The sequence below is a fragment of the Streptomyces sp. NEAU-W12 genome, from assembly GCF_026242095.1.
In the GTDB taxonomy this organism is placed as follows: Bacteria; Actinomycetota; Actinomycetes; order Streptomycetales; family Streptomycetaceae; genus Streptomyces.
Genome location: NZ_JAPJDM010000001.1, coordinates 21,568 through 35,516, shown reverse-complemented (window position 1 = coordinate 35,516; position 13,949 = coordinate 21,568). Strand labels below are relative to the sequence as shown.

7 protein-coding genes, 5 tRNA genes and 1 pseudogene are annotated in these 13,949 nt (G+C 72.0%); 3 read left to right on the top strand and 10 right to left on the bottom strand.

Going from position 1 to position 13,949, the window contains the following annotated elements; translation table 11 throughout:
• Positions 1-34: 34 nt before the first annotated feature.
• The 8 genes from ORI94_RS00145 to ORI94_RS00110 form a co-directional block, all read right to left on the bottom strand.
• Positions 35-358 carry a DUF6274 family protein gene (locus ORI94_RS00145; protein WP_266071605.1) on the bottom strand — a complete coding sequence of 108 codons (324 nt, stop codon included), beginning with the start codon at positions 356-358 and terminating at the stop codon, positions 35-37.
• 457 nt (positions 359-815) lie between these two features.
• A tRNA-Asp gene (locus ORI94_RS00140) sits at positions 816-890 on the bottom strand.
• Positions 891-984: 94 nt separating this feature from the next.
• Positions 985-5,052: an ATP-dependent RNA helicase HrpA gene (hrpA, locus tag ORI94_RS00135; protein ID WP_266071604.1), complete on the bottom strand. Its 4,068-nt coding sequence runs from the start codon at positions 5,050-5,052 to the stop codon at positions 985-987.
• A gap of 100 nt (positions 5,053-5,152) precedes the next feature.
• Positions 5,153-5,229 (bottom strand) — tRNA-Phe (locus tag ORI94_RS00130).
• Between the two features lie 24 nt (positions 5,230-5,253).
• Positions 5,254-5,328: transfer RNA gene (locus ORI94_RS00125), tRNA-Asp, on the bottom strand.
• A gap of 35 nt (positions 5,329-5,363) precedes the next feature.
• A tRNA-Glu gene (locus ORI94_RS00120) sits at positions 5,364-5,436 on the bottom strand.
• Positions 5,437-5,516: 80 nt separating this feature from the next.
• A complete protein-coding gene (locus ORI94_RS00115; protein WP_266071603.1) occupies positions 5,517-7,190 on the bottom strand; it encodes a metallophosphoesterase family protein in 1,674 nt (557 codons plus the stop codon).
• A gap of 171 nt (positions 7,191-7,361) precedes the next feature.
• Positions 7,362-7,712 carry a metallopeptidase family protein gene (locus ORI94_RS00110; RefSeq protein ID WP_042175235.1) on the bottom strand — a complete coding sequence of 117 codons (351 nt, stop codon included), beginning with the start codon at positions 7,710-7,712 and terminating at the stop codon, positions 7,362-7,364.
• A gap of 284 nt (positions 7,713-7,996) precedes the next feature.
• Between ORI94_RS00110 and ORI94_RS00105 the strand changes: the two genes are divergently transcribed.
• From ORI94_RS00105 to ORI94_RS00095, 3 genes are all read left to right on the top strand, one after another.
• The gene (locus tag ORI94_RS00105) at positions 7,997-8,545 is read left to right on the top strand and encodes a hypothetical protein (RefSeq protein ID WP_266071602.1); all 549 of its coding nucleotides are present in this window, start codon (positions 7,997-7,999) and stop codon (positions 8,543-8,545) included.
• A gap of 253 nt (positions 8,546-8,798) precedes the next feature.
• Entirely contained in the window at positions 8,799-11,048 is a 2,250-nt protein-coding gene (locus tag ORI94_RS00100; protein WP_266071601.1) for a DEAD/DEAH box helicase, read from the top strand.
• Positions 11,049-11,202: 154 nt separating this feature from the next.
• Positions 11,203-11,275, top strand: a tRNA-Lys gene (locus tag ORI94_RS00095).
• Between the two features lie 101 nt (positions 11,276-11,376).
• Here the strand turns inward: ORI94_RS00095 and ORI94_RS00090 are convergent.
• Both ORI94_RS00090 and ORI94_RS00085 read right to left on the bottom strand, forming a co-directional pair.
• Entirely contained in the window at positions 11,377-12,585 is a 1,209-nt protein-coding gene (locus ORI94_RS00090; RefSeq protein ID WP_266071600.1) for an NAD(P)/FAD-dependent oxidoreductase, read from the bottom strand.
• A 294-nt stretch (positions 12,586-12,879) separates the two neighbouring features.
• Positions 12,880-13,749, bottom strand: a pseudogene (locus ORI94_RS00085) (cation:proton antiporter); the annotation flags it as partial.
• Between the last annotated feature and the right edge of the window lie 200 nt (positions 13,750-13,949).

Sequence of the window (13,949 nt, the reverse complement as noted above, 5' to 3'; positions counted from 1 at the left end):
GGGCCCGGGAGCTGGGGCGGTCGGGTCGGCCGGGCTAGGCGGTGGAGGCGCCCTCGCCCCCGACGCCTCCCGGGGGGCGCCCCGTGGGCTCGGCGGGGTGCGCGGGCTCGGTCGGCCCGGTGGGCCCGGCGGGGCGCGCGGGCTGCTGGGTGGTTTCGGAGGGCTCGGCGGGCTCGGCGGGGCGCGCGGGCTGCTGGGTGGGTTCGAGGGCTTCGGGGGTGCGGGGTGCGGAGTCCATCGCCAGACGCAACAGGCGGTGGCAGACCGGACAGTGGCGGGTGTGGTGCCCGAACGACGAGGCAGCCGACAGATGTGCGCGGAGCAACGCCCGCGTCTCGTGCCTGGCCGATGCCGGCATACGCCACCTCCATGGCCGCACCGGGAGCGGCCCTGCTGTCCGGGGTACCGAGGCGAGCCCGCCCCGTCAAGACCCCGGGCCTTCGCCGGGAAGCCCCAGGGGCGCACGAAACGGAGCGCGGCCTCCCCGAACCCCAAGAACCACCTGAAAGGCCCTCAGTCACCCGGTGAGGCGCGTGGAGCGGCGGGTACGGGCGACGGGGGAGGGCGGATGTACGGGGTGGGGGCGGGTGCGTCCTCCGCCTGGGTGGGGCGAGGTGGGGCGGGGTGAGGGGTGGGGTGGGGCAGGCGAAGAGGTCCCGTCGTCACGACGGGACCTCGCGTTGATGCGGTCCTGAAGGGATTTGCCGTATCGGATCGCGGCTGCGCCGCGGGCGCGGCCTCCGCTCCGGTGAGGCGGCGTGGAGGGTGGGGCAAGAGAAGAGGCCCCGTCGTGACGACGGGGCCTCTCGGCAATGCGGTCCTGACGGGATTTGAACCCGCGGCCTCCACCTTGACAGGGTGGCGAGCACTCCAAACTGCTCCACAGGACCAGGTTTCGCAGTGCGATTGCTGCCTTGCGCTGCGAAAAGAGACTCTACAGGAGCGGTGGCCCGCTGGTCGAACTCACTCCGCGTGCCGCTCGCGTCACGGAGCGGCGGCGTCGATCGCCTTCACGATCCGCTTGTCCGAGACCGGGTACGCGGTGCCCAGCGCGTGGGCGAAGTAGCTGACCCGGAGCTCCTCGATCATCCAGCGGATGTCCAGCACCTGCTGCGGCACCGGACGCCCCTGCGGCATCTGTTCCAGCAGCCAGGCGTACTCGTCCCGCATCTCGTGGACCTTCTCCATGCGGGTCGTGTCCCGCTGGACGTTCGCCGGCATCTGCTGGAGGCGGCGGTCCACGGCCACCAGGTACCGCATCAGGTCCGGCAGCCGCCGCAGCCCCGTCTCCGTCACGAACCCCGGCTTCACCAGGGCGTCCAACTGCGTGCGCACGTCCTGGAGGTTGGCCAGCAGCGCGGGGCTGCGTACGCCCTTCAGCCGGCGCTCGCAGGCCTGCCAGGCGGCCAGGACCTGCTGCACCTGGCCCACCGCGCGGACCGTCGTGTCGACGATCTCGGCGCGCACCCTGTCGTACAGCTTGCGGTACGACTCCTCGTCCCACACGGGCCCGCCGAAGTCCGCGATCAGCCGGTCCGCCGCCGCCGTCGCGCAGTCGTCGAACAACGCCTGGACGGAGCCGTGCGGATTCGCCGACAGGGCGAGCTTCTGGGCGTTCGTCAACTTCTCGGATGCGAACTTCGCGGGGTTCACCGGGATATTGCGCAGGATCAGACGACGCGTGCCCTTCCACATCGCCGGCTGCTGCTCCGCCTCCGTGTCGAAGAGCCGCACGGAGACCGTGTCGCCGTCGTCGACCAGTGCGGGGAACGCCTTCACCGGCTGGCCGGCCCGACGTGTCTCGAAGACACGGGTCAGCGTGCCGACGGTCCAGTCGGTCAGGCCCGTCCGCTCCAGCGACTCACCGCCCTCGCGTTGAGCCGTGGCGGCCGCCGCCTGGGAGAGGGCCTGGCGGGCCTTCGGCTTCAGCCGGAGCCGGAGCGCCTCCAGGTCCTTGTCCTCGGCGATCTTCCGGCGCCGCTCGTCGACGATCCGGAAGGTGACCTTCAAGTGGTCGGGGACCTTGGACCAGTCGAAGTCGTCCGCGTCGAACGGCACCCCGACCATCCGCCTCAGCTCGCGGGCCATCGTCGTGGTCAGCGGCTCCTGGAGGGGCACCGCCCGCTCCAGGAACGCCTTCGCGTAGTTCGGCGCCGGCACGTAGTTGCGGCGGACCGGCTTGGGGAGGGAACGGATCAGCTCCGTGACGACCTCCTCCCGCAGCCCCGGGATCTGCCAGTCGAAGCCCTCGTCCGTGACCTGGTTCAGCACCTGGAGCGGCACATGGACCGTCACCCCGTCCGCGTCCGCACCCGGCTCGAACTGGTACGTCACCCGGAACGTGAGGGCACCCTGCCGCCAGGAGTCCGGATAGTCGGCCTTGGTGACAGCCTCCGCCGACTCGCGGATGAGCATCTCGCGCTCGAAGTCGAGGAAGTCCGGCTGCTCGTGGCGCTTGTGCTTCCACCACGAGTCGAAGTGCGCCCCCGACACGACATGGCCGGGCACCCGCTGGTCGTAGAAGTCGAACAGGGTCTCGTCGTCGACCAGGATGTTGCGGCGCCGCGCCCGGTGCTCCAGCTCCTCGACCTCGGTGAGCAGCCGGCGGTTGTCCGCGAAGAACTTGTGGTGCGTGCGCCAGTCGCCCTCGACCAGCGCGTTGCGGATGAACAGCTCGCGGGAGACCTCGGCGTCGATCCGGCCGTAGTTCACCTTCCGCTGGGCGACGATCGGTACGCCGTACAGCGTGACCTTCTCGTAGGCCATCACCGCGGCCTGGTCCTTCTCCCAGTGCGGCTCGCTGTACGTGCGCTTCAGCAGGTGCTCGGCGAGTGGCTCGACCCACTCCGGCTCGATCTTCGCGTTGACCCGCGCCCACAGCCGGGACGTCTCGACCAGCTCCGCCGACATCACGAACCGCGGCGGCTTCTTGAACAGCGCCGAACCCGGGAAGATCGCGAACCTGGCGTTGCGCGCGCCCACGTACTCGCTGCGCCCACCGCCGTCCTTGCGGCCGCTCCCGTCCTTGCGGGCGGTCTGACCGGAGTCCTTCGACTCCTTCACGTCCTTCATCCCGACGTGGGAGAGCAGGCCCGCGAGCAGCGAGACGTGGATGCGGTCCCCGGGGGCGTCCTCCTCGTTGAGGTGGATGCCCATCTGCTTGGCGACCGTGCGCAGCTGGGTGTAGATGTCCTGCCACTCGCGGATCCGCAGGAAGTTCAGGTACTCCTGCTTGCACATGCGCCGGAAGGACGAGGAGCCCCGCTCCTTCTGCTGCTCCCGCACATGGCGCCACAGGTTGAGGTAGGCGAGGAAGTCGCTGGTCTCGTCCCGGAACCGGGCATGCTGCTGGTCCGCCTGGGTCTGCTTGTCGGCCGGCCGCTCGCGCGGGTCCTGGATGGACAGCGCCGCCGCGATCACCATGACCTCGCGGACACAGCCGTTGCGGTCCGCCTCCAGCACCATGCGCGCCAGCCGCGGGTCGACCGGCAGCTGGGCCAGCTTCCGCCCGGTCTCCGTCAGCCGCTTGCGGGGGTCCTTCTGCGTGGCGTCCAGCGCGTTCAGTTCCTGGAGCAGCTGCACGCCGTCGCGGATGTTCCGGTGGTCCGGGGGGTCGATGAAGGGGAACTTCTCGATCTCGCCGAGGCCCGCCGCGGTCATCTGCAGGATGACCGAGGCCAGGTTGGTACGGAGGATCTCCGCGTCCGTGAACTCCGGGCGGTTCTCGAAGTCGTCCTCGCTGTACAGCCGGATGCAGATGCCGTCCGACGTACGCCCGCAGCGGCCCTTGCGCTGGTTGGCGCTGGCCTGCGACACCGGCTCGATCGGCAGCCGCTGCACCTTGGTCCGGTGGCTGTAGCGGGAGATCCGCGCGAACCCGGGGTCGATGACGTACTTGATGCCCGGCACCGTCAGCGACGTCTCCGCGACGTTCGTCGCCAGAACGATCCTGCGGCCGCTGTGCTGCTGGAAGACACGGTGCTGCTCGGCGTGCGAGAGCCGCGCGTAGAGCGGCAGCACCTCGGTGCTGCGCCAGCCAGCGCCTCCGGCGCGGGGGTACGCCTTCTTCGTCAGCGCGTCCGCCGTGTCCCGGATCTCCCGCTCGCCGGAGAGGAAGACCAGGATGTCGCCGGGCCCCTCGGCCATCAGCTCCTCGACCGCGTCCGTGATCGCGGTGATCTGATCGCGGTCGGCGTCCTGCGAGTCCTCCTCGAGCAACGGCCGGTAGCGCACCTCGACGGGATACGTACGACCGCTGACCTCCACGATGGGAGCATCGCCGAAGTGCCGCGAGAACCGCTCCGGGTCGATGGTCGCCGAGGTGATGACGACCTTCAGGTCCGGGCGTCTGGGCAGCAGCTGGGCGAGATAGCCGAGCAGGAAGTCGATGTTCAGCGACCGCTCGTGGGCCTCGTCGATGATGATCGTGTCGTAGGCGCGCAGCTCACGGTCCGTCTGGATCTCGGCGAGCAGGATGCCGTCGGTCATCAGCTTCACGAAGGTGGCGTCCGGACTCACCTGGTCGGTGAACCTGACCTTCCAGCCGACGGCCTCCCCGAGTGGGGTGTCCAGCTCCTCCGCGACCCGCTCCGCGACCGTGCGGGCGGCGATCCGGCGGGGCTGCGTGTGCCCGATCATCCCGCGGACGCCCCGGCCCAGTTCCATACAGATCTTCGGGATCTGCGTCGTCTTGCCGGAACCCGTCTCACCCGCGACGATCACCACCTGGTGATCGCGGATCGCCTCGGCGATCTCGTCCTTCTTCTGGCTGACCGGCAACTGCGGTGGATACGTGACCGCCGGCACCCGCGCCCGGCGCCCGGCCATCCGCTCCTCGGCCCGGGCGACCTCCGCCTCGATCTCGCCGAGCACGGCGGCCTTGGCCTCCGGCTTACGGATCCTGCGCGCGCCCTCGAGCCTGCGCCCGAGCCGTTGCGCGTCGCGCAGCGAGAGCTCGGTCAGGCGGGAGGCGAGAGCGCCGAAGGTCGGGGCGCCGGGGGAGATGTTGGCGGGGGCGCCGGAGGAGGGGGCGGAGGCAGGGTGCGTGGACATACGGGAACCAGGATCTCATCCTCGGGAAATCAGTGGCGAACGGTTTTGCCCCTGTGGGTGCACGAGAACACCCCCTCCGGAATCCCGGAGGGGGTGTCTGTGGTGGCTGGGGCCGGGGTCGAACCGGCGACCTATCGCTTTTCAGGCGATCGCTCGTACCAACTGAGCTACCCAGCCACGAGGTCTCACGTGAAACCTCAGCGGTCCTGACGGGATTTGAACCCGCGGCCTCCACCTTGACAGGGTGGCGAGCACTCCAAACTGCTCCACAGGACCAAGCTTCGTACGACAGTGTCGCACAGGGTGGTGCGTGCCCCCAACGGGATTCGAACCCGTGCTACCGCCTTGAAAGGGCGGCGTCCTAGGCCGCTAGACGATGAGGGCTATCGGCCCGCCTGGGCGCTTCTCAGCGCGTCGGGGACGTCCGAAGCATATGTGATGCCGGGAGGGATCGCCAAAACGGTTTACGGGGCGGTCGTGGACGGGGAGCTGGATGCGGTGCCGGACGGAGAGCCGGAGGGGGAGCCGGACGGAGAGCCGGAGGGGGAGCCGGATGCGGTGCCGGAGGGCGAACCGGACGGAGAGCCGGAGGAGGACGCGCCCGGTTGGTTCTCCTCCGGGAGGTGCCTGCTGACCTCCGCCGTGGTCAGGCCCAGGCCGCCCAGCCTGATCGAGTCCCAGGCCTGGAGGCGGCGGGTGGCGCGGTCGAAGTAGAGGATCGAGGCCTCGATGGGGTCGGGGTGCTTGCCCTCGACGGCGCGCAGCCCGCTGCCCCCGGTGGAGCCTTCGACGCGGAGCCGGGTGCCGTACTTCATGACCTCCGTCTCCTGGCGGTGGACGTGCCCGGCCAGGACGAGGGGCACCGTGCCGTCGACCTCGCGGGCCGCCGACGGTTCGTGGGCGACGGCGACGTCGACCGGGGTGCCGGCGGCCCGCTGGTCGCGCAGGGCGGAGGCCAGGCGGGCGCCCGCGAGTTCCTGGGACTGCTCGGCGCCGGGCTTCCTGGAGCGGTCCGGGGTGAACTGCGGGTCGCCGATGCCGGCGAAGCGCAGGCCGGCGACCGTCTCGGCCCGGCCGTTGTCCAGGACGTGGACGTTCTCGAGGCCTTCCAGGTAGCGCTGGGTGACGGCCGAGTCGTGGTTGCCGCGGACCCAGACGTAGGGGGCGCCGAGGCCCTCGACAGGGTCGAGGAAGCCGTTCTCGGCGGCGGTGCCGTGGTCCATGGTGTCGCCGGAGTCGACGATGACGTTCACCTGGTACTGCTCGACGAGCGAGGCGATGATCGCCCAGCTCGCGGGGTTGAGGTGGATGTCGGAGACGTGCAGGACCCGGAGGGTGGTCGGGTCGGACTGGTAGGCGGGGAGCGTGGAGGTGGCGTCGTAGAGCTTCGTCACGTTGGTGACCAGGCGGGCCAGCTCCTTCTGGTAGACGTCGAACTCCGTGACGATGCTGCGGGCGTTGCCGACCAGGGAGGGCGCCGAGGAGAGCAGGCCGGAGAACCTGGGCTCGAGGACGGAGTCCGGGTTCCAGGAGGCGTACGCGGTGCCGCCGGACGCGGCCAGCAGGGTGAGGGCGAGGCCGCCGGCGGTCAGGGCCCGGCGCGGTCGGCGGTAGACGGCGAGACCGAGGGCGGTGGCACCGGTGACGACGGCGACGACCGAGCGCACGGCGAGGTCGGCGGTGCCGCGGGCGACGTCCTGGGTGACCTCGTCCTGGAGTCCGGAGAGGCGCTCGGGGCGGTCGACGAGGGCCTGGGCGCGGACCGGGTCGAGCTGGTCGACGTTGACGTCGAGGCGGACGGGGGCGTGGTGGCTGTCGAGCTCGAGGGCGCCCAGGGGGGAGACGTTGATCTTCGTGCCGCCCGTGAGGGACGGGCGCAGGGTCATGGTCGTGTCCATGGGGCCGACGGGGACGCGCACGTTGCCCACGATCAGCAGCCCGAGCCAGGCGCCCAGCAGAACGACGGCGAGCAACCCCACGACGCGCTTGAAGGGGTGGGGCGGCCGGGCGGCGAGGGTGGTGGTGACGGCCGTCGACGTGGCGGCGGGGCGAGGGGAGCGATGACGGCGGGTGAGGGCTCGCGGGACCCTTCGGATGCGGTGCCGGAGGGTCCTGACCGTGGAGGGGACGCGTGCCATTGGTCGCGTATGCCCGTGCGGGGCGCCGGATATGCGGGGTGCCCGGCGGGGCTCGTGCGGAGGGGGCGCGGTCGGCGACGGCTCTGCGCCGGAGCCGACGCGGCCGAAGGGCGCGGCGGCTGGACATCGCCGGTGCTCGTACGGACCGCCCGTCTCGCACGGCCGCGCGGATCAGCCCCAGCCCAGTTCGTGGAGCCGCGCGTCCTCGATGCCGAAGTGGTGTGCCACCTCGTGGACGACCGTCACGGCCACCTCGTCCACCACGTCTTCCGCCGTCTCGCAGTAGCGCAGGGTCGGCCCCATGTAGATCGTGATGCGGTCGGGGAGGACCCCGGCGTACCACTCCCCGCGTTCCGTGAGCGGAGTCCCCTCGTACAGGCCCAGCAGCTCCGGATCGTCGGCGGGAGGTTCGTCCTCCACGAACACGGCCACGTTGTCCATGACCCGCGCCAGCTCCCGCGGGATCTGGTCCAGGGCTTCGCTCACCAGTTCTTCGAACCTGTCACGCGTCATCTCCAGCACAGGACCATTGTCAGGGACGATCGTGCGGAGCGGCGGTACACGCGGATCCCGTGGACGACGGGGAAGTGGGCGACGGGCCCGGTCCCGGGGGCCGTGCGTCTGCTGTGGGCGCGGGACCGGGGCCGGGACCGGGGCCGGACTCCATGGGGCTTCGGCACGGGGAACAGGTCAACGGCAGGTCACCGGTCTGTCACTGGTCTGCTGCTGACGGGGTGCCGGCGTGTCCTCCCGCGGGCGGCGGGAGTTGGGCACGTCGACCCAGCATCACGACCGGAGGTGGCCTCGTGCGCCCCTTGTACGTACCCGCCCGCCTGGCTGCCACCGTCGTGGCCGTCGCCGCCGCCGCCGGATGTATGAGTGTCGGTGGGGAGGGGGCCGGCGGGGCCGGGCCGTCGCACTCCGCGGGCCGTTCGGGCGGTGAGGCGCCCGACGGGGGCCCCGCGGTACCGGGCGGCGAGGGCGGGCACGGTGCCGCGGTGGCCGAGGACGGGAGTGAGCGCCGCGCGGGCGGTGGCGAGAGGGGCGAGCGGGTCGAACGGAAGAAGGGCGGGGCGGAAGCCTCGTCCGTCGCCGAGGCGTCGCCCTCCCCGGGGGCGAGCGGGCCGGTCCCGGACGACGGCGGGCCGGGCGAGCCGGCGGTTCCGGCCCCCGACAGCCCGCCGGAACCGCCGGAGCCGACCGGGCCGGCCGATCCGGAACCCACGCAGGTGCCGCCCGAGCCCACGGTCCCGCCCGAGCCGACGGCCGCGGAGCCGTCCTCGTCGGCGCACGAGCCGCCGGAGGCCCAGCTGGCGCACCGGGCGCCCGCGCCGGAAGCGGGGGCCCCCGGCTAGGGACCGGGACCTGTTCCACCGCCCTGTTCCCCCTCCCGACCCCTGCTGACCTGCCGGTTTGCTTTTGGGGGGACAGAGTGCGTATGGTGGCAGATCGTTTGATCCTATTTGCCCGGCGCCACTGCAGAGCGCGCCGTGTGGCGCGTACTCTCCCCTTACCGTGGTGGACCGCATCGAGGCGGTCATATTGCGATTGCGAATCACGGAGTTGACGGGCGCGTGCCGAAGAGACTCCGGAAGGTTTCGCATTCGTATGCCCATCGCCAGTACTGATCACGTCGTCGTGCCCGAGAACACCGAGGACACCGACACCACTGCTGTCATCACCGACATCACCGACATCACCGACGTCATCGCCGACGCCGAGGCCGATGTCACGGACGACGGCGACACCGACGCCGACGGCACCCCCGAGCTCACCTTCGCCGCCCTCGGTCTTCCCGAGGGTGTCGTGCGCAAGCTCGCGCAGAACGGCGTGACCAGCCCCTTCCCGATCCAGGCGGCGACCATCCCGGACGCCCTGGAAGGCAAGGACATCCTCGGCCGCGGCCGCACCGGCTCCGGCAAGACCCTCTCCTTCGGTCTGCCGACGCTGGCCACGCTGGCCGGCGGCCGGACCGAGAAGCACAAGCCGCGCGCCGTCATCATGACGCCGACGCGTGAGCTCGCCATGCAGGTGGCCGACGCGCTCCAGCCGTACGGGGACGTCCTCGGGCTGAAGATGAAGGTCGTCTGCGGCGGCACCTCCATGGGCAACCAGATCTACGCCCTCGAACGCGGTGTCGACGTCCTGGTCGCCACCCCCGGCCGCCTGCGCGACATCATCAACCGCGGCGCGTGCTCCCTGGAGAACGTGCAGATCGCCGTCCTCGACGAGGCCGACCAGATGTCCGACCTGGGCTTCCTGCCCGAGGTCACCGAGCTGCTCGACCAGATCCCGGCGGGCGGTCAGCGGATGCTGTTCTCCGCGACCATGGAGAACGAGATCAAGACGCTCGTCGACCGGTACCTGAAGGACCCGGTCCACCACGAGGTCGACGCCGCCCAGGGTGCCGTCACGACGATGTCGCACCACATCCTGGTCGTGAAGCCCAAGGACAAGGCGCCGGTCACCGCGGCCATCGCCTCCCGCAAGGGCCGCACCATCATCTTCGTCCGCACCCAGCTGGGCGCGGACCGGGTCGCCGAGCAGCTGCGCGACGCGGGCGCCAAGGCCGAGGCGCTGCACGGCGGCATGACGCAGGGTGCGCGCACCCGGACGCTGGCCGACTTCAAGGACGGCTACGTCAACGTCCTCGTCGCCACGGACGTGGCCGCGCGCGGTATCCACGTCGACGGCATCGACCTGGTGCTGAACGTGGACCCGGCCGGCGACCACAAGGACTACCTGCACCGGGCCGGCCGTACGGCGCGGGCCGGCCGCACCGGCACCGTCGTGTCGCTGTCCCTGCCGCACCAACGGCGCCAGATCTTCCGGCTGATGGAGGACGCGGGCGTGGACGCCACGCGTCACATCATCCAGGGCGGCGCGGCCTTCGACCCGGAGGTCGCCGAGATCACCGGCGCCCGGTCGATGACCGAGGTCCAGGCCGAGTCGGCGGGCAACGCGGCGCAGCAGGCCGAGCGTGAGGTCACCCAGCTCACCAAGGAGCTGGAGCGGGCGCAGCGCCGCGCCTCCGAGCTGCGCGGCGAGGCGGACCGGCTGGTCGCCAGGGCCGCCCGCGAGCGCGGCGAGGACCCGGAGGCGGCGGTGGCCGAGGCGGCCACCGAGGCATCGGCCCAGGCCGAGGTCTCGCTGCCGGAGCAGCCGACCGCACGCGACACCGAGCGCCCCGAGCGCCGGGACGGCTTCCGTCGTGACGACCGCGGTGACCGGGGTGGCGACCGTGGTGGCCGTTCGTTCGAGCGTCGTGACGACCGCGGTGGCTTCAACCGCGACCGTGACCGCCAGGGCGACCGTCCCGGCTTCCGCCGCGACGACCGCGGTGACCGGGGTGGCGACCGTGGTGGCCGTTCGTTCGAGCGTCGTGACGACCGGGGCGGCTTCAACCGCGACCGTGACCGCCAGGGCGACCGTCCCGGCTTCCGCCGCGACGACCGCGGTGACCGGGGTGGCGACCGTGGTGGCCGTTCGTTCGAGCGTCGTGACGACCGGGGTGGCGACCGTGGTGGTCGTTCCTTCGAGCGTCGTGACGACCGCGGTGGCTTCAACCGCGACCGTGACCGCCAGGGCGACCGTCCCGGCTTCCGCCGCGACGACCGCGGCGAGCGCGGCGGCCACCGTGGCAGCGACCGCCCGTTCAACCGTGACCGCCAGGGCGACCGTCCCGGCAGCGACCGCCCGTTCAACCGTGACCGTCAGGGCGACCGCCCCGGCAGCGACCGTCCCGGTTTCCGCTCCGGTGCCTCCCACGACCGCCCGTACGGCCGTCGTGACGAGCACCGCGGCGGCGGCTCCTTCGGTCGCCGCGAGGACAAGCCGCGCTGGAAGCGCAACGGCTGACCCCGGTACGCCGGACTGACGTGACAGGGCCCGCACGACACCCGTCGTGCGGGCCCTGCCGCATACGGACGGAACCCGTCCGGACCCGCCGCACCGATACCCGATCAACACCGCGCCCACGTCCCGCTATGCTCGTGGGGGGCGACATCGCCTGGGGCCCTTAGCTCAATTGGCAGAGCAGTGGACTTTTAATCCATTGGTTGTGGGTTCGAGTCCCACAGGGCCTACCGAAGCAGGGAAGGGGGGGACCCCCTCCGACCTGCTGTTCAGCGCCCCGACCGGTTCAACACGGTCGGGGCGCTGCGGTGTTCGGGGGTGACGGAGCCGTTCAGGCGGGTTCGTTCCGGCGGGCGGCCGGTGCCCTGTCGGGCCCGGTCCGCAGCAGTCGCCGGCGCCTGGGGCCTCCCGGGACGCGGTGCAGGCTGTACGAGCCGGGCTTGCGTGCCTCCTCGGACAGGTGCTTCACGATCCCCCTGCACACGAGCTCCTTGAGCTTCGCGCCGGGGCGGCCGTCGATGTGGAACCAGACCGCGACGTCGTACCTGTGGGCGAACTGGAAGATGCCGCCGCGGCGGCCCAGGCTGATGCACTGGCCGGCGAACACCTGGTTGAGGGGTGACGGCTGCTCACCCGCGATACGGCTCAGCACCGTGTCGGCGGCCCGTGCGCCCAGCGGCATCGCGGCCTGGCAGCTCATCCGCAGCGGCAGGCCCGACGGGGCCGCCGAGTCCCCGGCCGCGACGATGCGCGCGTCGTCCACGCACGTCAGTGTCTCGTCGGTGAGCAGGCGGCCCACGGCGTCGGTGCTCAGCCCGCTGCGGGCGGCCAGGTCCGGTACGGCGAATCCGGCGGTCCAGACGGTCACCTCGCTCGGCAGCTCCCGGCCGTCGCCGAGCCGTACGGTGCCGCGCGTCACCGCCGTCACCCTCGCGTCGGGGCCTTCGAGTACGGTCGCCCCGAGTGCAGCCAGCCGCCCGGCCACCGAGCGCCGGCCCCGAGGGTGCAGGTAGGGGCCGAGGACCCCACCGCACACCAGGGTCACGGCGCGGCCGGCCTCCGCCAGTTCGGCGGCGGTCTCGATGCCGGTCGGACCGGCTCCGACCACCGTCACCGCGGCCGTCGCGGGAGCGGTGGCGATGACCGGCCGCAGCCGCTCCGCCGTCTCCAGGGTGGCGATCGGGTACGCGAGTTCGGCCGCTCCGGGCACACCCGGGTCGGCGCTGCCGCTGCCCACCGCGTAGATCAGATAGTCGTAGCCGACCGTGCCGCCGGTCGCCAACGCCACGCCGCGCCCGGCCGCGTCGATCCGGGTCACGGTGCCGACCACCAGCCGGACGCGGTCGGCCAGGACGTCCCGGTAGTCGACGACCGCGTCGTGGGACCCGCCCACCAGTTGGTGCAGGCGGACCCGCTCGACGAAGTCCGGGCGGGGGTTGATCAGGGTCACTGCCACGTCGTCGCGCCGCGTCAGGCGGTTGGCCGCCATGACGCCGGCGTATCCGCCGCCGATCACTACCACGTGGGTGTTCTCAGTCATGGTGTCTCCGTCGTCTCAGAGGTCCGACCGTTTTCAGGGGCCGACCTCAGGACACCGCCCGGTCGTTCGCTGTGACAGCGGACCGACGGGGGCTGCGGGGACTGCGGGAGCTGCGGGAGCTGCGGGGGCTGCGAAGGCTATGGGGGCGGCGGAGCCAGGCGCCCATGCCCGTCGACCCGCCGGAGGATGGGGCCCCGGGTGCGGAGGTGGCGGGGGGAGGCGGGGTGGTGGTGCCTCGTTCCGGCGCACCGGACGTCCGCGGGCGGGTTGTCCGGTCCTCCGCCGTGTCGGTGGTCAGCCGCTCGCGTGGGCCGGTTCCGACCGGTCGACCGGGGTGGTGGTCTGTGACGTGTCCGGCGAGGGGCGGCGGATGAGGCGGGTGGCCAGCGGTTCGGTCCAGCGGGCGGTGAGAGGGCCGAGGACGACCAGGAGCAGGACGTACGCCGTGGCCAGCGGGCCGATCCGGGGCTCCGTGCCGACGGCGAGACCGGCGATGACGATCGAGAACTCGCCGCGCCCCACCAGAGCGCCGCCGGTCCGCCAGCGGCCCTTGGACAGGATGCCCGCACGGCGGGCGGCCCACCAGCCGGTGGCGATCTTCGTCAGCGTGGTGACGACCGCCAGGGCGAGCGCAGGGAGCAGCACCGGCGGGATGGCGGACGGATCGGTGTGCAGCCCGAAGAAGACGAAGAACACCGCCGCGAACAGGTCCCGCAGCGGGGACAGCAGGCCGTGGGCGCCCTCGGCGACCTCTTCGGACAGGGCGGTGCCGACCAGGAACGCGCCCACCGCGGCCGACACCTGGAGGTGCTGGGCGACGCCCGCGACCAGCAGGGTCAGCCCCAGCACCGCCAGCAGCAGCATCTCGGGGTTGCCGGAGGGCACCGCGCGGCTGATGACGCGTCCGTGGCGCAGGGCGACGTAGAAGACGACGCCGACGGTGGCCAGGGAGACCAGCAGGGTGACGCTGCCGCCCGCGAGACTCGCACCGGTCAGCAGGGCGGCGAGGATCGGCAGGTAGACGGCCCTGGCGAGGTCTTCCATGACCAGGACGCACAGGATGACCGGCGTCTCGCGGTTGCCCGTGCGCCCGAGGTCGCCGAGCACCTTGGCGATGACCCCGGAGGAGGAGATCCGGGTGACTCCGGCGAGGGCACCGACGGCCCTCGAGAACTCGGCACTCCACCATCGGGCCGACTCTGGGAGTCTGCCCGTGCGCCGAGGTCATCACCCGTCCGGTACGGGGTCGTTCGGCGGGGACGGGCCTGACCCCGCTTCAAGGACCTTCCGCCCGGCACCCCGGGGCCATCAGGGGCAGCCCTCATCCTCGCGGGGGCCCGGCTGCCCGATCCGGGCCCGGAGCC